Origin of the sequence: Candidatus Phytoplasma mali (assembly GCF_000026205.1) — a bacterium.
In the GTDB taxonomy this organism is placed as follows: domain Bacteria; phylum Bacillota_I; class Bacilli_A; order Acholeplasmatales; family Acholeplasmataceae; genus Phytoplasma; species Phytoplasma mali.
The window spans coordinates 257,838-279,990 of record NC_011047.1 but is presented as its reverse complement, the minus strand read 5'-3'; the positions used below and the strand labels follow the sequence as shown (position 1 = coordinate 279,990).

General features: G+C 26.2%; 14 protein-coding genes, 12 tRNA genes and 3 rRNA genes. 1 reads left to right on the top strand and 28 read right to left on the bottom strand.

Annotation, left to right across the window (positions count from 1 at the left end):
- Window positions 1–5: 5 nt before the first annotated feature.
- Window positions 6–1,685 (bottom strand): ribonuclease J, encoded by a 1,680-nt coding sequence (locus tag ATP_RS01170; RefSeq protein ID WP_012504362.1) that lies wholly within the window; start codon window positions 1,683–1,685, stop codon window positions 6–8.
- Window positions 1,686–1,787: 102 nt separating this feature from the next.
- Here ATP_RS01170 and recU point away from each other — a divergent pair, with 102 nt between their 5' ends.
- Window positions 1,788–2,360 carry a Holliday junction resolvase RecU gene (recU, locus tag ATP_RS01165; protein WP_012504361.1) on the top strand — a complete coding sequence of 191 codons (573 nt, stop codon included), beginning with the start codon at window positions 1,788–1,790 and terminating at the stop codon, window positions 2,358–2,360.
- Between the two features lie 615 nt (window positions 2,361–2,975).
- Here the strand turns inward: recU and ATP_RS01160 are convergent.
- The 27 genes from ATP_RS01160 to ATP_RS01030 all read right to left on the bottom strand — a co-directional run bounded on the left by ATP_RS01160 (window position 2,976) and on the right by ATP_RS01030 (window position 22,117).
- Window positions 2,976–3,989 carry a lipoate--protein ligase gene (locus tag ATP_RS01160; protein WP_012504360.1) on the bottom strand — a complete coding sequence of 338 codons (1,014 nt, stop codon included), beginning with the start codon at window positions 3,987–3,989 and terminating at the stop codon, window positions 2,976–2,978.
- 105 nt (window positions 3,990–4,094) lie between these two features.
- Complete coding sequence (dnaJ, locus tag ATP_RS01155; protein WP_012504359.1) at window positions 4,095–5,201, bottom strand: molecular chaperone DnaJ; 1,107 nt, start codon at window positions 5,199–5,201, stop codon at window positions 4,095–4,097.
- A gap of 107 nt (window positions 5,202–5,308) precedes the next feature.
- A complete protein-coding gene (gene dnaK / locus ATP_RS01150) occupies window positions 5,309–7,156 on the bottom strand; it encodes a molecular chaperone DnaK (protein WP_012504358.1) in 1,848 nt (615 codons plus the stop codon).
- Complete coding sequence (locus ATP_RS01145) at window positions 7,140–7,847, bottom strand: nucleotide exchange factor GrpE (protein ID WP_012504357.1); 708 nt, start codon at window positions 7,845–7,847, stop codon at window positions 7,140–7,142. Before ATP_RS01145 ends, dnaK begins: the two co-directional genes overlap by 17 nt.
- Window positions 7,848–7,876: 29 nt before the next feature.
- Window positions 7,877–8,908 carry a heat-inducible transcriptional repressor HrcA gene (gene hrcA, locus ATP_RS01140; RefSeq protein WP_012504356.1) on the bottom strand — a complete coding sequence of 344 codons (1,032 nt, stop codon included), beginning with the start codon at window positions 8,906–8,908 and terminating at the stop codon, window positions 7,877–7,879.
- 116 nt (window positions 8,909–9,024) lie between these two features.
- Window positions 9,025–9,717, bottom strand: coding sequence for a YitT family protein (locus tag ATP_RS01135; RefSeq protein WP_012504355.1), 693 nt, complete (start codon window positions 9,715–9,717; stop codon window positions 9,025–9,027).
- A gap of 261 nt (window positions 9,718–9,978) precedes the next feature.
- Window positions 9,979–10,054, bottom strand: a tRNA-Phe gene (locus ATP_RS01130).
- 29 nt (window positions 10,055–10,083) lie between these two features.
- A tRNA-Asp gene (locus ATP_RS01125) sits at window positions 10,084–10,159 on the bottom strand.
- A 5-nt stretch (window positions 10,160–10,164) separates the two neighbouring features.
- Window positions 10,165–10,241: transfer RNA gene (locus ATP_RS01120), tRNA-Met, on the bottom strand.
- A gap of 64 nt (window positions 10,242–10,305) precedes the next feature.
- Window positions 10,306–10,396 (bottom strand) — tRNA-Ser (locus ATP_RS01115).
- Window positions 10,397–10,408: 12 nt separating this feature from the next.
- Window positions 10,409–10,485: transfer RNA gene (locus ATP_RS01110), tRNA-Ile, on the bottom strand.
- 5 nt (window positions 10,486–10,490) lie between these two features.
- A tRNA-Met gene (locus tag ATP_RS01105) sits at window positions 10,491–10,567 on the bottom strand.
- Between the two features lie 51 nt (window positions 10,568–10,618).
- A tRNA-Ala gene (locus ATP_RS01100) sits at window positions 10,619–10,694 on the bottom strand.
- A gap of 10 nt (window positions 10,695–10,704) precedes the next feature.
- Window positions 10,705–10,791, bottom strand: a tRNA-Leu gene (locus ATP_RS01095).
- A gap of 34 nt (window positions 10,792–10,825) precedes the next feature.
- Window positions 10,826–10,901 (bottom strand) — tRNA-Lys (locus tag ATP_RS01090).
- A gap of 14 nt (window positions 10,902–10,915) precedes the next feature.
- Window positions 10,916–10,990, bottom strand: a tRNA-Thr gene (locus ATP_RS01085).
- A gap of 22 nt (window positions 10,991–11,012) precedes the next feature.
- A tRNA-Val gene (locus ATP_RS01080) sits at window positions 11,013–11,088 on the bottom strand.
- A gap of 15 nt (window positions 11,089–11,103) precedes the next feature.
- Window positions 11,104–11,216, bottom strand: a 5S ribosomal RNA gene (rrf, locus tag ATP_RS01075).
- Between the two features lie 33 nt (window positions 11,217–11,249).
- Window positions 11,250–14,114: ribosomal RNA gene (locus ATP_RS01070) — 23S ribosomal RNA — on the bottom strand.
- Between the two features lie 58 nt (window positions 14,115–14,172).
- Window positions 14,173–14,249: transfer RNA gene (locus tag ATP_RS01065), tRNA-Ile, on the bottom strand.
- A 79-nt stretch (window positions 14,250–14,328) separates the two neighbouring features.
- Window positions 14,329–15,847 (bottom strand): 16S ribosomal RNA (locus ATP_RS01060).
- Together the 16S, 23S and 5S rRNA genes with 12 tRNA genes alongside form the textbook arrangement of a ribosomal RNA operon.
- Before the next feature lie 693 nt (window positions 15,848–16,540).
- Window positions 16,541–16,981, bottom strand: coding sequence for a Spx/MgsR family RNA polymerase-binding regulatory protein (locus ATP_RS01055; RefSeq protein ID WP_012504354.1), 441 nt, complete (start codon window positions 16,979–16,981; stop codon window positions 16,541–16,543).
- Window positions 16,982–17,361: 380 nt separating this feature from the next.
- On the bottom strand, window positions 17,362–18,984 hold the full coding sequence (gene glnS / locus ATP_RS01050; protein WP_012504353.1) for a glutamine--tRNA ligase: 1,623 nt from the start codon (window positions 18,982–18,984) through the stop codon (window positions 17,362–17,364).
- A 17-nt stretch (window positions 18,985–19,001) separates the two neighbouring features.
- Window positions 19,002–19,991, bottom strand: coding sequence for a tRNA (adenosine(37)-N6)-threonylcarbamoyltransferase complex transferase subunit TsaD (gene tsaD / locus ATP_RS01045; protein ID WP_012504352.1), 990 nt, complete (start codon window positions 19,989–19,991; stop codon window positions 19,002–19,004).
- Window positions 19,992–20,009: 18 nt separating this feature from the next.
- Complete coding sequence (gene tsaB, locus ATP_RS01040; RefSeq protein ID WP_012504351.1) at window positions 20,010–20,564, bottom strand: tRNA (adenosine(37)-N6)-threonylcarbamoyltransferase complex dimerization subunit type 1 TsaB; 555 nt, start codon at window positions 20,562–20,564, stop codon at window positions 20,010–20,012.
- A 51-nt stretch (window positions 20,565–20,615) separates the two neighbouring features.
- On the bottom strand, window positions 20,616–21,062 hold the full coding sequence (gene tsaE / locus ATP_RS01035) for a tRNA (adenosine(37)-N6)-threonylcarbamoyltransferase complex ATPase subunit type 1 TsaE (protein ID WP_012504350.1): 447 nt from the start codon (window positions 21,060–21,062) through the stop codon (window positions 20,616–20,618).
- Window positions 21,063–21,112: 50 nt separating this feature from the next.
- Entirely contained in the window at window positions 21,113–22,117 is a 1,005-nt protein-coding gene (locus tag ATP_RS01030; protein ID WP_012504349.1) for a serpin family protein, read from the bottom strand.
- Window positions 22,118–22,153 lie beyond the last annotated feature (36 nt).

Sequence of the window (22,153 nt, the reverse complement as noted above, 5' to 3'; positions counted from 1 at the left end):
ATAAATCAATAATTACCTATAGTGATCAAAATAGGAATAACAATAGGTTTTTTTCTAATTTCTTTAAAAATAAACTTTATTAATTCTTCTCTTAAATTTTTTTTAAAAACCAACCATTTTAAATTATTTTGTTTCAAAAAAAATTCAATTTTATTTTCAAAATTTTGTTTTAATTTAGCAAAAAAAACATTATTAACTTCGTTTGAAGCTATAAAACCTTTACTTACTAATTCAGTTTTACCTAATATTTTTTTATTTTTAATACTAATATTAGCAATAAATATAATAACACCATCCATAGCTAAAAATTCACGATCTTTCATAATAAAATCGTTACCATCTTCTACAGGAGTACCATCTATTAAAATTTCACCCAGTTTTTTAAAAGCTTTTTTTTGAACATAAGGTTCTTTTTTAAAATCATAGTGCCAAATATCACCATTTTCTAATAAAAAAATATTTTTATCTAAATAATCTAATTCATTAGATATTTTTTTAACTTGATATTGATGACGATATTCACCTGAAATTGGAATCAAATATTTAGGTTTTAGTAAATTTAACATAAATTTTAAATTTTCACTAAAATTATATGAATAAGTTAATAAATCTTTAATCAAAATATCTATCGAAACATTATTACGAGATAAAAAATCTAAAGTTTTAGAGTAAATTCTAGCACTGCCTGCAGATTCAACAGACATTAATAACACTTTGTCTTCAGAAGTTAAATGAACTAAACGATCAGTTTTTTTACACATCCTTTGTAAACGATAAAAAGGTTCGAATTGTTTACCCACAACTATAACAACTAAATTTTTATAATTTAAATGATCTTCTATTTTTTTTAAATTAACAAAATTAGAATCAGGTATTTTTAAGTATTTTTTTTGTAAAGCTACATCCATGATAATTTGACTTTTTCGGCCTAAAATTGCTATTTTTAAATTTCTTTTTACAGCAATATCAATAATTAATTGAATTTTTAATAAATCTGGAATTAAAAGAACAATAATAATATTTCTTTGAAGATTAATAAAATAACTATTCAAACAATAATGAATATTTTGTAATTTTTCTGGCTCACCAGAGATAAAAGCTTTTTGAGAAGTTGTAAAAAAAGCAAGAACTTTTTGTTTTGCAATTGACGTTAATTTAAAAAAATCAGTAAAAAAAGATTTATCTTTTTGTTGTAAAAGTTGAACTTCATTAGAATATACAACAAAACCTTTTTCGGTTTCAAAAGCTAAACCAAAAGTTTCAGGCAAGTATTGTGTAATTAAAAAGAAAGAAACTTTTGTATCTGTAAATATGACTATTTGATCATCTTTTAAAATATTTAATTCTAAATCTTGATAAATAATCTTGTGTTTTTTTAAATATTTTTTTAATACCTGCATAATAAAATAAGTTGTATAAACTGGTTTTTTTAAATATTGAATTAAATAAGCAAAAGCGCCTACATAAGTTTCAGAAGCAGAAGTTAAAAAAATTCCTTGAATTTGATCTTTAATTTTTTCTAATTGATTATAATCGGCAATAATACAATCAATACCATACATAATTTCATTAGGATATTTTAAACCTGCATCAATAATAAAATATGATTTTTTTATTTTTAATAAATAAAAATTTTTACCATTTTCGTTCAGACCTCCTAAAGCAAAAAATTGAATTTCTTTCATATGAATAAATATCCTTTATTTAAAGTGTCAATAAAATAAGAAAAGTAAAAATCTCGTTTATAATTAAATATATAATTTAAACAGAAAGAAAAGTAAAATATTATGAAGTATCCAACAATTAAAAAAAATAAAAGTCAAAAAAACAATAATAAAAGTAATTTAGGAATGTCATTAGAAAAAGATATTAATATTACTAATAAATTTTATTTAGACAATCAAATTGCTTTTATTTATAAAAACCCTATCCCTATTCAAATTGTAAAAGTTAGTTATCCTTCTAGAAATAAAGCTAAAATAACTGAAGCTTACTTTCGTAAAGAAGCTCTACCAGATTATCACGGCCTATACAAAGGAAAATATATAACATTTGATGTAAAAGAAACTAATTGCAAAACTTCTTATCCATTTTCAAATATACCTATTCACCAAATTAAACATCTACAACAAATAAATAATAATGAAGGATTAGCTTTTTTTATTGTTCATTTTAAAATTAATGATAAATATTTTTTAGTTCCAATTAATTTAATCATAGAATATTTAGAAAAAGGTTTTAAAAGCATTAAATACAAAATTTTATTAAATAATAATTTAAATATATCTTTTCAATATAACAATCCACGTATAAATTATTTAAAAATAGTAGATCAATTATTAACAAAACTTTCTAAATAATAATAAAATATTATAATTTCGTATCATCATAATAATTAAAATATCATAATTTAGATAAAAATTTAATCATAAAAAATATTTATTAATATAATTATAATAAAAAAAACAATATAATATTTTTTTTGATATTTTAATTCTTATATATATAAAATAAACCAAAAAACAAAATAATATATAAGATAAAAAAAATAAAAAAATAAATTCTGTTTATAATTCTAAAGATTAAGGTAATGTATAAAATAAAAACATTCAATTATAAAATGAATTAATAAATATAACAATTATAGAAAAAAATAATATTTCAAATACAATAAAAACTATCAAAAAATAATTATAAAAATCTATTAAATCATTAATAATAAATTTAGAAAATATTTTAATTACAAAACTATTTATAAATAATAATTACTCTTTAAAGCAAAAAATAATTTGCATTTTATAATATATTCCTCTAGATTATATAAATTTCATATTATTTATTTTTATATTATATTTTTTTAATATTTTTTATTAAATATCAATTAAATATATAATATTTTTTGATAATAAGATTACTAAATTAATTATTTTATTATCAAAAAATAAAAAATATTTAATTTGTAAATAATTAAAATATTAATTATTATAAACCAATAATTTTTCTAAAATACCTTCTTTTAATAGTGAAATAAAATCTTTATTCGAAGCATCTAAAATATATTCACTAATATTAGTGTTAACTAAAATTTTTTCTAAAAATGGTAAAGAATATAATGACCCTTCGAATTTTTCTACAAATAATTGTAAATTATCACTTTTATGAAAAAAATCACCAGCCAAATTCATTTTTATAATTTTACCATCTTTCAAAACTAATAAAATTTCCAAATATCCCCAAGAAAAACGTTTTTTTAAAATTTTTGAATATTCAGGATGTTGAAAATAAAGCCATTCTTTAGTCATGTATTTTTTAGATAATGACTCTACTTCCAAAATCTGCTTATCACTTAAAATATACTCTTTATCAGTTAGTTTTTTTTCTAAAAGTTGATGCAATTGTTCTTGCGAAATATTTTTAATATAATTTTTTAAATTAGTAATTCTAGATTTAACACTAGTAATACCTTTAGAAATAAGTTTTTCATCATTAGGATTTAAAGCTCTAACCATAGTTTCTACATCACAATTATAAAGCAATGTTCCATGCATGATCATGCCATCTTTAGTTTGCATAAAGGCATTACCAGAAACTTTTTTGTCATTTAATAAAATATCATTTCTACCACTAAAATGTAAAATAACACCTAAATCTTTAAAAGTATCAATAATTTTTTGTAAATATATTTTGAAATTAAATTTTTTATCTTTTTTTCTAACAACAATACTAAATAAAGGCACTTGAGGATCATTATATACACAGCCACCACCTGTAGGACGTCTAAAAATAGGAATATTATTTTTTTTCAAAAAACCTAAATTAACTTCATTTTCTATAATTTGATTTTTTCCTATAACAATTCCATGAATTTGCCACATGAAAAAGAAAGCTTCTTGTTCTTTATTCAATAAATTAGATAAAATATATTCTTCTAAAGCAAAATAAAAATAAGGTTTTAAATCATTTTTTCGATTATATTTAATTAAAATCATCCCTATAATATTCCTTTTTTTAATTATATTAATATTATTTATTAAATAAATTTTATAAAATTAACGCTATTCAAATTTAATTATAACATTTATTAACTTTTTTTATTATAAAATTTTTTTAAAAAAACCACTGCTTGTTTTATTTTTATAATAATTATTTTCTAATTTTTTTAAATCTTCAAATATTTTTTTCTGTTCTTTTGAAATATTCTTAGGTGTTTCTATATTAACAATAACATAGTGATCACCCTTGCGATAATAACTATTAACATCTGCTATGCCTTTATTTTTTAATCTCATTTTATTACCAGATTGTGTTCCAGCAGGAATTTTCAAATCAACTTTACCATAAATAGTTTCTGTTGCTGCAACAACTCCTAAAACAGCTTGAGAAAAAGTAATAAAAATTTCTGTATAAACATCCAAACCTTTTCTAGAAAAAATTTTACTTGCTTTAACTCTAAAAGTAATATACAAATCTCCTCTTAAATTATTACTACCAATTCTACCACCGTTACCTTTTTGAGACATTTTTAAAGTCATACCATTATCAATCCCAGCAGGAATATCTACAACTAAAGTTTTCTTATATTTTTGAGTTTTTTTACCTTTACAAAAAAAACATTTATTTTTTATTTTTTGTCCTTGGCCATCACAATAAGAACACATTTGTTGTGAACGAACATTACCAAAAAAAATTCTTTGTTCTACATTAACATATCCTAAACCATTACAATATTGACAAGTAACAATATCTTTATTATTATGAGCACCAGAACCATTACATTCTTGACAATAATCTTCTAAAACTAACTGAATGGTTTTTTTTGTTCCCAAAACGGCTTCTAAAAAATCAATTTCCATTTCGATTCTTTCGTCCAAATCAGATGATGTTTTTGTATTTCTACTATTTTTACTAAATAAATTATTAAAAATATCATCAAAGTCACCAAAATTACTACCAAAACCTTCAAATCCATCACTACCATTAGCATTTTGATGACCAAAATTATCATAATTAGATTTTTTATTAGAATCGCTTAAAACTTCATAAGCCTCTTGAACTTCTTTAAATTTTTTTTCAGAATCGTGTTCTTTAGAAATATCAGGATGATATTTCTTAGCCATTTTTCTATAAGCTTTTTTAATATCTTCATCACTTGCATCTCGAGATATACCTAAAATTTCATAATAGTCTCTTTTTTTTACCATATTTTAAACCCCAAATTTTTATCAAATTCTAAATAATATTAAATAAAATAAAAATAATAATATAAAAAAAGGACTGATACAGTCCCTTTTTTTAAAAAAATTTGAAACTATTTTTTTTCTTCAAAATCTGCATCTACAACATCATCTTTAATTTTTTCATCTTTATTGTCATTAGATGATGGATTTTTATCATCATTAGCTGTTTTATTTTGAGTTTTTTGATAAGCTTTAATAGCAATATTTTGTGCATCTTGAGATAAAGCATTAATTTTATCTTTGATAATATTAACATCATCTTTAGAAATAACTTCTTCAAGTTCTTTAATTTTAGATTCAATTTTTTCTTTTTCTTGAACTTCAACATCATCTTTTAAATCCACTAAAGCTTTTTTAGTTTGAAAAATTAAAGTATCGGCTTCATTTTTAATATCGATTAATTCTTTTTTTAAACGATCAGTTTCGGCATTTTCTTCAGCTTCTTTAATCATTCTTTTAATTTCTTCTTCAGATAAAGTTCCTGATCCTGTAATAACTATTTTTTGTTCTTTATTAGTACCTAAATCTTTAGCTTTCACTGATACAATACCATTAGCATCAATATCAAAAGTTACACTAATTTGTGGTGTTCCTCTTGGAGCTGGTGGAATATCGGTTAATTGAAAACGACCTAAAGTTTTATTATCGGTAGATAATGTTCTTTCACCTTGTAATACATGAATATCTACTGCTGGTTGATTATCAGCTGCAGTAGAAAAGACTTGAGTTTTTGAAGTAGGAATAGTAGTATTTCTCTCGATTAATTTAGTAAAAACATTACCTAAAGTTTCAATACCTAAAGAAAGAGGAGTTACATCTAATAATAAAATATCTTTAACATCACCAGATAAAATACCGCCTTGAATAGCAGCACCCATTGAAACTACTTCATCAGGATTAATACCTTTATTAGGTGTTTTTTGAATCTCTTTTTTAACTAATTCTTGAACTGCAGGTATTCTAGTCGATCCACCAACCAAAAGAACTTGATCAATTTTGTCACGAGTTAATTTAGCATCACTTAAAGCAGATTTTACAGGTCCCAAACAACGTTGAACTAAATCAATAGTTAATTCATCAAATTTAGCTCTAGTTAAATTATTTTCTAAATGTAATGGACCCGATTCACTCATAGTAATAAAAGGTAAAGATATTTGAGTAGAACTTACACCACTTAATTCTTTTTTAGCTTTTTCTGCAGAATCTTTTAAACGTTGTAAAGCCATTTTATCTTTAGATAAATCTACTAAATTTTCTTTTTTAAATTCTTTAACTAAATAATCAACAATTCTTTGATCAAAATCATCTCCACCAAGTTTATTATCTCCAGATGTTGATAAAACTTCAAAAGTTCCGTCTGCTAAATTAAGAATCGAAACATCAAAAGTACCTCCTCCTAAGTCAAATACTAAAACAATTTGTTCTTTTTGATTATTTTTATCAATTCCATAAGCTAAAGCAGCCGCAGTTGGTTCATTAATAATTCTTTTAACTTCTAAACCAGCAATTTTACCTGCATCTTTAGTGGCTTGTCTTTGAGCATCGTTGAAATAAGCAGGAACTGTAATAACAGCTTGAGTTACTTCTGAACCTAAATAATCTTCTGCTGTTTTTTTCAAATTTTGTAAAATCATAGCACTAATTTCTTGAGGAGTATATTTATTTCCATTAACAGAAACTGTATATTTTGTTTCTCCAATATGCCTTTTAATAGAAATAATAGTGTTGGGGTTTGTAATAGCTTGTCTTTTGGCAATTTCTCCAACCATGATATTATTTCCTTTAAAAGCCACCACAGAAGGAGTAGTTCTTCCACCTTCAGCATTAGTAATAACTTTTGCTTCTCCACCTTCCATAACAGAAACACAAGAATTTGTTGTTCCTAAATCAATACCAATAATTTTATTTGTCTTTGTCATTTGTTTCATTACTCCATTCATTTACTTTAACCATTGCTGGTTTTAATACTCTTTCTTTATATAAATAACCTTTTTGTAAAACTTCAATATTAGAATTATTAGGTTGATTTTTGTCAGATATTTTTTCTATTGCATAGTGTAATTTAGGATCAAAAATTTTTCCTAAAGATTCAATCTCTTCTAAGCCTTCTTCTTTAAAAATATTTTTCATTTGTTGATGAACCATTTTAAATCCAACTAAAAATTTTTTTAATATTTCATCTTCAACATTCATTTCTAAAACTTTTTCAAATTGATCAAAGGGAACTAAAATATTTTCTATAAAATTAATAGAAGCATATTTACGTTCGTTAATTCTTTCTTTATTAATTCTTTTAGTAAAATTTTCTAAATCTGATCTAAATCTTAATTTTTCATTTTCATGTGTTTTATTTAAATTGATAAAATCTTTTTCTAAATTTTTAATTTTTGTTTCTAAAATTTGAATATAATCTTTAACATTTAATTCTTTATGTTTGTCATTATTTTTGTGTTTATGACCAAATTCATCTTTATTAGAAAAATCATTATTTTCTACTTTTGGAATTTGATCATTTTCTGATAAATTTTTACTTTCAGAAGAAAAATTTTTTTCTTCATGACTAATTTCTTCATTTTTTTTAGAATCAAAAACCTTTTCTTTATTAGCCATAATAAAACTCCTTAATTTTTAACTTTTTTTCAATTATTTAAATCATATAAATTAGATAAATAAACTGATAAATATTCTAAAAGAGGAATAACTTTATGATAATTCATTCTATAAGGTCCTAAAATAGCTATTTGGCCTTTTTCATATTTATTAATAGAATAAGGTATAGAAATAATAGTAAAATTTTCTAATTGAATTAACTCTATATTATCAGAAAATTTAAAAGTAAGTCTTTTTTTAATAGTCATAATTTTTATTAATTCTTTTTTAGTTAAACAATTAATCAATTTTTTTATAATTTCTATATTATTAAATTCTGGTTGATTTAAAATATTTAAAACCCCAGATAAATAACAATTGTTATCTACAAAATTAGCAAAAATTTCAACAAAAGATTCAATAAATTGTTCTTCACAATTAATATATTTACCAATAGTTTTTTTTACAATATCACTTTGAATAATAAGTGTTGCTTCAAACAAAAATTTTCCTTTTAACAAATCATTTAAAATTATAATTACTTTCTTAATATCTAACATGTTAACATCTTTTTTTTGATTTAAAACAATATTTTGGTGTTGAACATGACCTTTATCTGTAACAATTAAAATAATTAATTCAAAATAATTTAAATAAATTAAATCAATTTTATTAATTTTACTAGTTTTCAAAATATCAGACCCAATTGCTATTGCGGTATAACTTGTAAATTCACTTAAAAGTTCTAAAACTTTTTTAATCAATTGTTCTTTAGTAAAACTTTTTTTTTGAATAATTTTATCAACAAAAGAAAACATTTCTATAAATTCTTCATTTCTCTTAATTAAATTATTTAAGTAATAATTGTAACCTTTAAACGAAGGAATTCTACCACTAGAATTATAGTTTTTTTTTAATAAATAACCTTGTTTTTCTAATTCAGCCATATCGGCTCGAATAGTAGCACTAGAAACATTTAAATGAAGTGTATAAGTTAACAATTTAGAACTGACAGGTTTTGCTTCTTTTGAATAATTTTCTATAATAGATTTTAAAATAATTTTTTTTCTATTAGACAACATCAGTTAATACCTCATTAGCAATCATTAAAATGACTGCTAAAAATATTGTATTATTTTATATATAAAATGTCAAGTTATAAATAATTATATTAAATAAATATATTTATTTAATATATTTATTTAATATATTTATTTAATATATTTATAATAAAACTAACTGTAAAAAAACATATATACGAACAAATATATTTAACAAAAATAATTTTTTTATTATTAATTTTTCTATATAAATCTATTAAAAAAGAAATAATAATAATCAAACCATCTGTAAAAAATAAAATATAAAATAATTCAATGTTATATTTTAAATTTAATTTTAAAAAAATACAATCCGTTCCGCCTGTACAAGCATCAATAGAAAAAATAAAACCACACCCAAAACCAACACTTAAAATAATTATAATAATAGATAAAAATAATTCATATATATTATTGTTTTTAATAAAATTAGGAAATTTATAAATAAAAAAATTTTTATTAATTTTATAATAATCAAATAATTTAAAACAAAAAGAAAAAAATATTGTAATTATCAAAGTCTTTAAAAAAAATGGCAAATCATGAAAAAAGAAACTTAAAAATAAAAATATAATTCTAATAATAACAATAACATTATTTTTAGTAAAAAAGTGATTTTGTTTACCATTTTTATAAAAAAATATTTTATCTAAAAAAATTAAACTGCCTTCTAATCCACCAATAATAAAATCTTTGGGTAAAATAAAAAAATAAATACCAAAAAATAAAAAAATAAAACCCAAAATAAATTTAAAAAATATAAATAAATTAATAAAATCAAAATATTTCAAATATAAACACCACTTGCTAAATTTAATTTAATTTTAAAATTTAATTTTTTTTCAAAAAGAAAAAAATTCATTATAAATAAAAATTGTTTTCATTATAAATAAAAATAAAAATATTTAAAAATATAAAAAATTAAATTCATCACAAAAAATAATATAATATAAATAAAAAAAAGTAATCTCTATTTTTAATAAAGATTACTACTTAAATTATTAAAAAAAATATAATGTAATATTTGAAAAATTTCTAATACTAATAAAATATGGTGGCTCCGGGCAGAATCGAACTGCCGACACGAGGCTCTTCAGGCCACTGCTCTACCGACTGAGCTACAGAGCCGGTCGTATTTTACATATATAAATAAATTCTGGCGGTTCGGACGGGATTTGAACCCGCGGTCTCCTGCGTGACAGGCAAGCATGTTAACCACTACACCACCGAACCATTTTTGGTTGCGGGAGAAGGATTCGAACCTACGACCTTCGGGTTATGAGCCCGACGAGCTACCAAACTGCTCTATCCCGCGATATTATAAAACTAAAATTTATTAAAAAAAAATTAAAATTTAATTATAATTAAATACTTATAAATGGCGGAAGAAGAGGGATTCGAACCCCCGCGTCTTTTCAGACCTGTCAGTTTTCAAGACTGATCCCTTAAACCGAACTTGGGTATTCTTCCTAAAAACTGTTTTGGTGGACCCGGTAGGATTCGAACCTACGACCAACCGGTTATGAGCCGGTGGCTCTGACCAGCTGAGCTACAGGTCCTTATGTGGTAGCGGCAGAGGGATTTGAACCCTCGACCTCACGGGTATGAACCGTACGCTCTAGCCAACTGAGCTACACCGCCATTTAAAATATATTAATTAATTTTAAATTTTTAATATTAAAAATAAATCATTGGTGGAGCTTAACGGATTCGAACCGTCGACCTTCTGTGTGCAAAACAGATGCTCTACCAACTGAGCTAAAGCCCCTTAAAATATTTGGTACCCAGAGCCGGACTTGAACCGGCACGGTCTTACAACCATGGGATTTTAAGTCCCACGTGTCTACCTATTCCACCATCCGGGCAATAATAACCCAAAATTTTTTTTAAAAAATAAATTGGTATCCCGTAAAGGACTCGAACCTTTGACACCTTGATTAAAAGTCAAGTGCTCTACCAACTGAGCTAACGGGACATTAATTACTGATTTGGTGCCAAAAACAGGAATCGAACCTGCAACCTACTGTTTACAAGACAGTTGCTCTACCGTTGAGCTATTTTGGCTTTTAAATTTTCTATTTGTTGATGGTAGAGGATGACGGGTTCGAACCGCCGACATTCTGCTTGTAAGGCAGACGCTCTCCCAGCTGAGCTAATCCTCTATAATTTTCAGCATTTCCTGGCGACAACCTATCTTGGCGCGAAAAATCGAACTATTGTCGGCGTTAAAAAGCTTAACTGCTGTGTTCGGGATGGGAACAGGTGTGTCCTTTTTAACTTAAGCACCAGGAAAATCTTTCAAAACTAGATAAATGGGTTAAAAAAATTAAAGTCAATGGATTTATTAGTACTAGTCAGCTGAAAACATTGCTGTTCTTACACCTCTAGCCTATCAACCTGATAGTCTTTCAGGAATCTCATAGGGAAATCTCATCTCAAGGGAGGCTTCATGCTTATATGCTTTCAGCATTTATCCTTTCTATACTTAGCTACTCAGCTATGGCTTTGGCAAACCAACTGAAACACCAGAGGTATATCCATCCCGGTCTTCTCATACTAGGGACAGCTCCTTTCAAATTTCCAACGCCCACGACGGATAGAGACCGAACTGTCTCACGACGTTCTGAACCCAGCTCGCGTTCCGCTTTAATGGGCGAACAGCCCAACCCTTGGAACCTTCTTCAGCTCCAGGATGCGATGAGCCGACATCGAGGTGCCAAACCACTTCGTCGCTATGAACGCTCGGAAGTGATAAGCCTGTTATCCCCAGGGTAGCTTTTATCCGTTGAGTCACGGCCCTTCCATACGGTACCGCAAGATCACTAAGTCCGACTTTCGTCCCTGCTCGACTTGTAGGTCTCGCAGTCAAGCTCCCTTTTACCTTTATGCTCTTCAAATGATTTCCAACCATTTTGAGGGAACCTTCGAACGCCTCCGTTACTTTTTAGGAGGCGACCGCCCCAGTCAAACTGCCCACCAAACACTGTCCCTCACAATCTACTTGTGGAGGTTAGATTTTACAAATAAAAAGAGTGGTATCCCAACGTTAACTCCCAAAAAACTAGCGTCTTTTGTTCACAGTTTCCCACTTATCCTGTACATTCTAATTATAAAATCAATATTAAGCTGCAGTAAAGCTCCATGGGGTCTTTTCGTCCTGTCGCGGGTAGTCGGCATTTTCACCGACAGTTTGATTTCACCGAGACTCTTGTTGAGACAGCGCCCAAATCGTTATGCCTTTCGTGCAGGTCGGAACTTACCCGACAAGGAATTTCGCTACCTTAGGACCGTTATAGTTACGGCCGCCGTTTACTGGGACTTCAATTCAATGCTTTGTTGTAAAACAACTAACATCCCCTCTTAATCTTCCAGCACCGGGCAGGCATCAGCCCCTATACATCACCTCACGGTTTAGCAGAGACCTATGTTTTTGATAAACAGTCGCTTGGGCCTATTCTCTGCGGCTTTTAAATTTTTGTTAAAAGCCCTCCTTATCCCGAAGTTACGGAGTTATTTTGCCGAGTTCCTTAACAAGAGTTTTCTCGCGCGTCTTAGTATACTCTACCTACCTACCTGTGTCGGTTTGCGGTACGGGTAGTTAATAAATTAACCCTAGAAGCTTTTCTTGAAAGTCTGACATCAAACACGTTACCTTCAAACCTTGTTTTTAATAAGAAAACGGATTTGCCTATTTTCTCAAACTTGGTCTTTCTACCTCAATCCATTAAGAGGTGCGTTTAGCCTACTTTGTCCCTCCATCAGTTTATTAACTAGTACAGGAATCTGAACCTGTTTGCCATCGGCTACGGATTTCTCCCTCACCTTAGGACCCGACTAACCCAGGGCGGACGAACCTTCCCCTGGAAACCTTAGGTTTTCGACGGATAGGATTCCCACCTATCTTTTCGTTACTTACACCGGCATTCTCACTTCTGACCTCTCCACTACTGCTTCCGCTATAGCTTCAGCGATGTCAGAACGCTTCCCCTACCATATAATAAAATTATCAAATTTTATTTATCCGTAGCTTCGGTATGATGTTTGAGCCCCGTTACATTTTCGGCGCAAAGTCATTCGACTAGTGAGCTATTACGCACTCTTTAAAGGATGGCTGCTTCTAAGCCAACCTTCTAGTTGTTTAAACATCTTTACTTCCTTTTCCACTTAACATCAATTTTGGGACCTTAGCTGACGGTCTGGGCTCTTTCCCTTTTGACCATGGACCTTATCACCCACAGTCTGACTGCTGACTTACTTTAATAACATTCGGAGTTTAATTGAGTTTGGTACTTCGAGGTGAAGCCCTTGCCCATTTAGTGCTCTACCTTCATTAAAATATTTAATCAACGCTAGCCCTAAAGCTATTTCGGGGAGAACCAGCTATCTCTGAGTTCGATTGGAATTTCACCCCTAGCCACAAGTCATCCAAACACTTTTCAACGTGTCCTGGTTCGGTCCTCCATTTAATTTTACTTAAACTTCAACCTGCTCATGGCTAGCTCACTTCAGTTTCGGGTCTACGACATGCAACTGAATCGCCCTATTAAGGCTCGCTTTCACTACGGCTCCGTTCCTTAAAACTTAACCTAGCTACATATCGTAACTCGCCGGTTCATTCTGCAAAAGGCAAGCCATCGTTCATTAACGAACTTTGACTAATTGTAGACACACAGTTTCAGGATCTATTTCACTCCCCTTCCGGGGTTCTTTTCACCTTTCCCTCACGGTACTAGTTCACTATCGGTCACTTAAGGAGTATTTAGCCTTAGGAGATGGTCCTCCCATATTCCAACAAGATTTCTCGTGTCTCGCCGTACTTTTTGATACCTTAGATTTTAACTTACGTTTAAAGGACTATCACCCGCTGTGGTGTTTTTTTCCAAAAACTTCAACTTCATTAAAATTTTATAACTAAATATGGTATCTGGCTGTTCCGCGTTCGCTCGTCACTACTAGCGGAATCGTTATTACTTTCTGTTCCTGCAGTTACTTAGATATTTCAGTTCACTGCGTTTTCTTCTTTGTTATAAAACAAAGATGCTAATGTTTTTAACATAGCGGGTTGCCCCATTCGGAAATCCACGGATCTTCACTTATGTACAGCTCCCCGTGACGTTTCGCCGTTAATTGCGTCCTTCATCGTCTCTTAGTGCCAAGGCATCCACTGTGCGCCCTTAATTTCTTCAATTCTTTTAACCTTAATTTATCTACTTTTCAAAGAGCTTGTTTTCTTAAGATAAATACTTTGGTGGGCCTAAATGGACTCGAACCATCGACCTCACGCTTATCAGGCGTGTGCTCTAACCAACTGAGCTATAGGCCCCGGACCATTATTTATTTTTATCTTAAAAAATAAAAAACTTTTTTAAGTCTTTCACAACTGAAGATGATATTTTCCTTAGAAAGGAGGTGATCCATCCCCACCTTCCGGTAGGGATACCTTGTTACGACTTAACCCCAATCATCGACCCTACCTTAGACAGTTCCCTCTTTTGCAAGTTAGGCTACTGGTTTCGAGTATTGTCAACTTTCATGGTTTGACGGGCGGTGTGTACAAACCCCGAGAACGTATTCACCACGACATGCTGATTCGCGATTACTAGCGATTCCGACTTCATGAAGTCGAGTTGCAGACTTCAATCCGAACTGAGACTGTTTTTTTGAGATTTGCTAAAAACTCACGCTTCAGCTACTCTTTGTAACAGCCATTGTATCACGTTTGTAGCCCAGGTCATAAGGGGCATGATGATTTGACGTAATCCCCACCTTCCTCCAATTTATCATTGGCAGTCTCACTAAAGTGCCCAACTAAATGATGGTAACTAGCGATAAGGGTTGCGCTCGTTGCGGGACTTAACCCAACATCTCACGACACGAGCTGACGACAACCATGCACCACCTGTATCCCTGATAACCTCCACTATATTTCTATAGCTTTGCAGAGTATGTCAAGACCTGGTAAGGTTTTTCGTGTATCTTCGAATTAAACAACATGATCCACCGCTTGTGCGGAGTCCCGTCAATTCCTTTAAGTTTCATACTTGCGTACGTACTACTCAGGCGGAGTACTTAATGTGTTAACTTCAGCACTGGTTTAACCCAACACTTAGTACTCATCGTTTACGGCGTGGACTACCAGGGTATCTAATCCTGTTTGCTCCCCACGCTTTCGTGCCTCAGCGTCAGTTAAGACCCAGCAAGCCGCCTTCGCTACTGGTGTTCCTCCATATATTTACGCATTTTACCGCTACACATGGAATTCCACTTGCCTCTATCCAACTCTAGTCAAACAGTTTCCATAGCATCACAACGTTAAGCGTTGAACTTATACCATAGACTTATTAAACCGCCTACACACCCTTTACGCCCAATAAATCCGGATAACGCTTGCCCCCCATGTATTACCGCAGCTGCTGGCACATAGTTAGCCGGGGCTTATTCATTAAATACCGTCAGAATGATTTTTCCATCATTTTTTCTTCTTTAATAAAAGAACTTTACATACCTAAATATTTCATCGTTCACGCGGCGTTGCTCGGTCAGAGTTTCCTCCATTGCCGAAAATTCCTTACTGCTGCCTCCCGTAGGAGTTTGGGCCGTATCTCAATCCCAATGTGGCCGTTCAACCTCTCAGTCCAGCTACACATCATAGTCTTGGTAAGCCGTTACCTTACCAACTAACTAATGTGCCGCAAGCCCATCTCTTAGCATACCCTTGCGGGTCTTTTAAAAGTTTCAAGATGCCTTAAAACTTCCTATCCAGTCTTAGCAGTCGTTTCCAACTGTTATCCTCGTCTAAGAGGCAGGTTACTTACGTGTTACTCACCCGTTCGCCACTGAAACTAAAAGTTTCCGTTCGACTTGCATGTATTAGGCACGCCGCCAGCGTTCATCCTGAGCCAGGATCAAACTCTTAATATAAAATCAAAAACTTTAATTAATTAAAATAAGATAAATTAATTAAATTTATAAATGTAATAAATTTTTATCATCTTCAGTTGTCAAAGACTAAACAAAATATTTTAATTTTTTTTAAATTAAAAATATTTCTCTAAGTAAATATATTATAACATGTTAAAAAAACAATGTCAATAATTTATTATTTTATAAAATAATTTTTTTATCTTAAAAAATAAAAACTTAATTAACTTTTATAATTTTAACATAAATTAAATTATTTTTTAATTAATATTTTAAAATAATATTATAATTTTTTAAAAAATTAAATCTAAAAGATAAAAAATGTTTTAATTTTATATATTCTCATAATAAACATAAAAAAATAACAAACAAAAATAATTTATTTATATAAATCTTTTTGTTTAAAAATTTATATAAAATAACAGTAATTTAATATGTAATAACTAAAAAATTCTAAAATAAATATTTTTATAAACATTAATAATATATTTTTTATATTTGAATATCTTTTTTTAAAATACTACTTAATTTAAAAATTTCAGTATGTTCTAAATACTTTTATTATTTATTAATTTAAATCATTAATTTGATAAATTTTATAATAATAATCTTAAATCATTTATTTAAATCTTAAAAAAATAATGATATTAAAATTAAATAATTACAAAAAAATATTATTATTTAATATATAAATTATTTTTTTTGATAAAAATAAAATTTAAGTAATTTTTGATATTCTTCAAAACTATTATAATTTTTATTTTTCATAAAATAACGTTTTAAATCTCTTGACAAAAAAATTCTAATATCATCACTATTATATCCTACTTGAATTTTTGTATCACAAACAATTATTGGTGTTCTTAAAATACTTGGATATTTAATAATAATATTTTTCAATTCCACAACATTTAAATTTTCAAAATCAATTTTTTTTTCTTTATAAATATTTGATCTTTTAGAAATTATATTTGTAAAACCATATTCTGTATTTTTTAATATAAAATTAATATCAAAATAGTTAATTTTATAAAAATTTAAATTAAATTCTTTATAATCTAATCTATGTTCATCTAACCAATTTTTAGCTTTCCTACATGAAGAGCTACTTAAACTAGTATATATTCTGATCAATTTATATATTTCTCCTTTATGATAATTTAATTTATATTTTTTAAGATATTTAACATTAAATTATTTAAAATTTAAAATAATAATTAATAATAATAATAATTAATATATGAAAAGAATTATAACAAAAAACAAAAAATATTCAACTAATAGACAAATATATAAAAAAAATATCACAATAATTTTAAAATTTAGATGATAATTATGTTGTTTTTTATGAAAAATTTAAAATTAAAAATAAAAATTTAAATACCTTTTAAAATAAATATATTATTAATATTTTAAAAATAAAAAAAGACCAACTTAAAGTTGATCACGATTGTTATTTTTTTTAAATATTAGGTTATTTAATTAATAAATATTAAATTAATTTTATAATTTGTTTATTTATAAGATTTTTTTAAAGAAATAATTTCATTAAAATTTAATATTTTTTCTTCTGTTTTATCAAAAACAAAATAACCATTTCTAATGAATTGAAATTTATCTAAATGTTTAAAATTTTTAACAGAACTATCTAAAAACCCAAATTTAGTTTCTAAAGATTTAAAATTAAATTCTGATTTTAAATCTTGAGGTGTTTCATTTTTATACATAGATGTAAAAAAATTAAATTTAGCTTTTTGCGATGTATTAACTTCTACAAAATGAATAGTTCCATTAGGCTTTCTTTCATTAAAACCACTGCCACTTTTTGTTTTAGGATCATAAGTAGCTAATAATTCAATTACTTCACCATGATTATTTTTAATAACATCATAAATTTTAATAAAATAAGCGTGTAATAATCTTACTTCACCATTTAAAAATAATCTTTTGTATTTTATATCGGGTTTTTTAATTTGAAAATCTTCTTTTTCTATATATATTTCTCTAGAAAAAAAAATTTTTTTAGTTGGAAATAAATAATCATTATTTTCTTGAAACTCTAAAATTTCTTTTTTGTTTAAGGGATAATTAGTAATTGTTACTTTCAAAGGATTTATTACCGCCATCATTTTAAAAGTTTTCGATTGCAAATCATCTCTTACGAAAGATTCTAACATGCTTTTTTTTACTTTAAAATTAGTTTTAGATAAACCAATGTTCAATAAAAAATTTTTAATAGAATCAGGAGTATATCCTTTTCTTCTTAAACCAGACAATGTAGGCATTCTTGGATCGCTCCAACCATTAACTAAATTATTTTCTACTAAAAATTTTAAATTTCTTTTACCTAAAATAAAATTTGTAATATTTAACTTACCAAATTCAATTTGAGTAGGAATATGAGACATTTCTGTTTCTTTAATAACCCAATCATATAAAACTCTATGATTTTCAAATTCTAAAGAACATAATGAATGACTAATTTTTTCAATAGCATCTTCTAAAGGATGAGCATAATCATATGTAGGAAAGATAAACCAATTAACATTTTTTAAAGTTTTAGCATGTAAAATACGATATAAAACAGGGTCTCGTAAATTAATATTAGAACTTTTCATATCTATTTTAGCTCTTAAAACTTTTTCCCCATTTTTATAAAAACCTTCTTTCATTTTTTGAAAAAGATTTAAATTTTCTTCAATACTACGTTTACGATAACGTGAATTTTGACCAGGTTCAATTAAATTACCGCGAGTTTGAAATATTTCCTTAGAACTTAAATCATCTACAAAAGCTTTATCTTTTTTAATTAATTTTAATGCTCTTTCATACATTTCTAAAAAATAATCAGAAGCAAATAATATTTTATTCGGTTTATAACCTAACCATTTAATATCTTCTAAGATAGAATTAACATAAATTTTATCTTCTTTAGTAGGGTTTGTATCATCATATCTTAAATTCGTTTTCCCATTAAAAAACTTAGCTAACTCAAAATTAATAAAAATAGCTCTTGCGTGGCCTAAGTGTAAAAAACCATTAGGTTCAGGTGGAAAACGTGTAATAATTTGATGATATTTTTTTTTTTTTAAATCTTCCATCATGATTTTTTTAATAAAATTAGATTGTTTTTGCATTTTTTTACCCTTAATTTTTAAAAAGATAAATTAGGTTTACCTTCCCAATGATAATTTTGATTAAATTTTAATTGATATTTAAATTGATAATAAGCTGCAATTCCAATCATAGCTGCTTGATCACCACAATATTTTAAACTAGGTATAATAACTTTTAATTGAGAAAATTCACTTAAAAATCTTTTTCTTAAACTATAATTAGCAGCAACACCACCTGTAATAATTAACTGCTTAAAAGAATATTTTTTCAAAACTCTCTTTGTTTTTTCTACCAAAACATCAATAACACTAGATTGAAAAGAACTACAAATATTTATTTTTTCTTGTAAATTAAAATTATTTTTAGAAACTAAATTAAATATTGAACTTTTAAGACCAGAAAAACTAAAATTAAAATTATCATTTTTTAAATATGGACGAACGAAATTAAAAATATCTTTACCTTTTTGAGCTAATTCATCGATAATAGGTCCTCCAGGATAACCAAAACCTAAAATTCTAGAAACTTTATCATAAGCTTCTCCAACAGCATCATCACAAGTAAAACCTAACTTTTTAATTTGTAAATAATTTTCTAAAGCTAATAATTCTGTATGTCCACCTGAAATAATCAAAACTAGTGAAGGAAACTCAATTTCATTTTCTATTTGTGCTGCATAAATATGTCCTAACAAATGATTAACACCTAAAACTGGTTTTTTATAAATATAACCAAAAACCAAAGCGCAATTAATACCTACCAACAAAGAACCAATTAAACCTGGTCCTTGAGTAAATGCAACTAAGTCAATTTCTTGAGGTTGAATATTAGCTTCTTTTAAAGATTTTTCTAAAACTAAAGTAATATTTTTCAAATGTTCTCTAGAAGCTAATTCGGGAATAACACCTCCATTTAATGAATGTTCTTTAATTTGAGAAAAAACAATATTAGAAATAACTTTTTTACCATCTTGAGTTACAGATGCACTAGTTTCATCACAACTAGTTTCTATCGATAAAATTATCATATTTTTTTCCTTAAATTTTTAAATTTTAACTAAATAATTAGGAACTAAATTATGTACGTTTTTAACTTTTTTGGCATAAAAAAAAACTTTTTTCAAATCTAATTTAATATTATCATTAGTTATTAAAATATGATTCGGATAATTATCTAAAAAAACTTTATTATATCTGCCTTCTGGTAAAATTATTTCATTATTTTTTAAACTTAAACCAAAAAAAAAATTATTTCTAGCATCTATTAAAGGAGTTAAATATTTTTGAAGATATCCACTAGTTAAAAGAATTAAACTATTAATTTCTAATAAAGGTATATTAAAAGATAAAGCAATTATTTTCGATGTTAAAACAGCAACTCTAGTGCCCGTATAAGAACCAGGACCTGTTCCTACTAAAATACCATTTAAATCTTTTAAATTTATTTTATTTTCTTTTAATACTGTATCCATCAAAGGAACCATATTAGCAACATAATTTTTTTTTCCAAAATTTTTTTTAAAAGTTTTTATATTACCATCAATAACTAAAATAACAATTTGAACTTCAGTAGAAGTATCTAAAATAAGAAAATTTTTCATTTACTTTATACATACCTTTACTATATATTTTTAATTTTATTTTTTAATATTTTAATTTAATTCAATTAAAATATTTCTTTGATTTTCACTTAAATAATCAATTTTTACCCTAAAATTAAAATTACTAAATAATTTTCTTAAATCTTGATAAGTTTCAATAACTAAAACATCTCCTATTTCAACTTCTTCTAATAATTCTTCTAAATTTTCAGGTTTCAAAACAAAACGATAAATATCTATATGATGTAAATTCCTTGTCGAACCAAAATAAGTTTTCATTAAAACAAAAGTAGGACTATTAATATTTTTTTTTATACCTAAAGATTTGGCTAAACCTTTTGTAAAAGAAGTCTTACCAGAACCTATTTTTCCTTCTAACAAAACAATAACTGTTTTTTTAATAAATTTAATTTTTTGTCCTAAAAATTTACCTATCTCTTTGGTTTCTTCAAAAGAATTAGTTTTTTTTGATATTATTTTTTTATTTTGTGTTTGCATTTTAAAACTTTTAAACTTCCTTGAATTTGAAAATTTTTTATATTTAAAATTTAATTAATTAAATAAATATCTTGTTGATAAAAAATTATCATTATTTGATCAATAACATTAAAAAAACCTTGAAAAATTTTTTTAGGAATATCAACAAAAATTTCTAAAAAACCTTTAAAGAAATTTCCAGAAAATAAATCATAAATACCTTCATTAAATTGTTTTATAACAATATTTAAATTTTCATTAATAGAATTATTTATTTTTTCCATAATTAAAAAAATTTCTTTCAAAAATATAATGCCTGGACCTAGAAAAGTTTTTTTTTCACCAAAATATAAAACTTCTTCTTTAATTTTTTCAAATCTATTTAAATTAATTTCTATAAAATTTAAAATTTCTATATTTAAAAATAAACCTGTTTTAATTTCAATAAATTCTAACATTTTAAATACAAAATTTTCAAATAAAACATTATTAAGTAAATTTTGTAAAATAAATCCAGTATTTTTAGATAATTTTTTAAAAATATTTTTAATACAAAATTTAATTCTTTGGAAATTTATTTTTTTAAAAGTTTTTAATTTAATTTTTTTTAAATCTTCTTTTTTTATAAAATCAAATTGGGAAATTTGTTCTAATAAATCATACATATTTTCTTTAATATTGAAATTAAAGTTTTTATTTTCTAAAAACCAAAAAAAATAAATATTTGTGTAATTAATATCTTTGGAATTATTAATGTTTTTACTTGGAAATAATTCTTTTGATGATGGTTCTAAATAAATAGCCATTAAATTTGAATTAATAATTGAATTATCAATTTCAATTAAACTTAATATTTTTTTTTGTGAAAAATCAAAATTTTTTATATTTTTTTGTAAATACTCTGTGATATCTTTTTTATTAGAATTTTTACCTAAATAAACATCAAACGTTATAAATTCTTTTTCTATTTCTTTATCTAAACCATAAATAAAATTATGATTTAAAATAATAAAGAAAAAAAATAAAATAAATAATAAAAATTTGATAATTTTAAAATTTTTAAAATACTTAATCATTATTTTACCACGCTTTTTACATATAAAAGAAAATTT